The organism is Cryomorphaceae bacterium 1068 (assembly GCA_027214385.1).
In the GTDB taxonomy this organism is placed as follows: Bacteria; Bacteroidota; Bacteroidia; order Flavobacteriales_D; family Cryomorphaceae; genus JAKVAV01.
This window is the reverse complement of sequence record JAPVXR010000041.1, coordinates 1-977: the sequence shown is the minus strand read 5'-3', so window position 1 is coordinate 977 and position 977 is coordinate 1. Positions and strand designations below refer to the sequence as shown.

Sequence of the window (977 nt, the reverse complement as noted above, 5' to 3'; positions counted from 1 at the left end):
CATTGAACCTGCGTTTCAACACAAGTTGCAGCTTGCTCGCAAGAATCGTTTACGTTCCAATGTGGGTATAGATCTGCACCTGATGCAGCTGATACGGTAAGAGGACTAAAACCGGCAGCAACTACAGGTCCGTCAGAAGAGTCTGATCTTACCGTGATGTAACCACCTTCAACAATCGAAAACTCGATGTCTTCTCCTGCAGGAACACCTGTTATTGTCGAGTATTCCTCTTGGTAAGAACAAGTAGAGATAGTGATCAATTGACCGTTTGGTCCTTCAGCAGTAATATCCGCACTTCCAAAGGCAGCTTCGTTTAAACAAACTGGAATCGGAGTACCTGCACAAACACAGTCTTCTCCCAATACGTCATTTTCAGTATTCTCGTCACCATCATCACAAGGGTCACCTATATTTCCATCAGGACAGTCAGTACCACAAGTGAGACATTGAACGGTCGTTTCAACACAGCTGGCATCTTGACCACAAGCTCCGTCTGTATTCCAGTGCGGATAAAGGTCTGCACCACTCGCACCTGAAACGGTAACGGGAGATGTTCCTTGAGCGACAACGGGTCCGTCTACAGAATCAGTTCGTACGGTAATGTAACCGCCTTCAACAATAGCAAATTCAACGTCCGAACCAGCAGAAACTCCTGTGATAGTAGAGTACTCTTCTTGGTATGAGCAAGTGCTGATTGTTAATAAAGCGTCAGCAGCTCCACTCAAATCTGCAGAACCAAAAGATGCCCCATTCAAACAATCACCCGTAAGTGGTTGGCCTGCACAAACGCAGTCTTCACCAATCACATCTCCAACGGTATTTGCATCACCATCGTCACAAGCGTCACCGATGTTTCCATCAGGACATTCTGTTGGACAAGTGGTGCATTGAACCTGCGTTTCAACACAAGTTGCAGCTTGCTCGCAAGAATCGTTTACGTTCCAATGTGGGTATAGATCTGCACCTGATGCAGCTGA

Annotated in this window: 1 protein-coding gene; it reads right to left on the bottom strand. The window is 46.5% G+C overall.

Annotation, left to right across the window (positions count from 1 at the left end; translation table 11 throughout):
* The coding region (locus O3Q51_18375; GenBank protein MCZ4410789.1) for a hypothetical protein at positions 1 to 977 on the bottom strand (977 nt) is incomplete at both ends.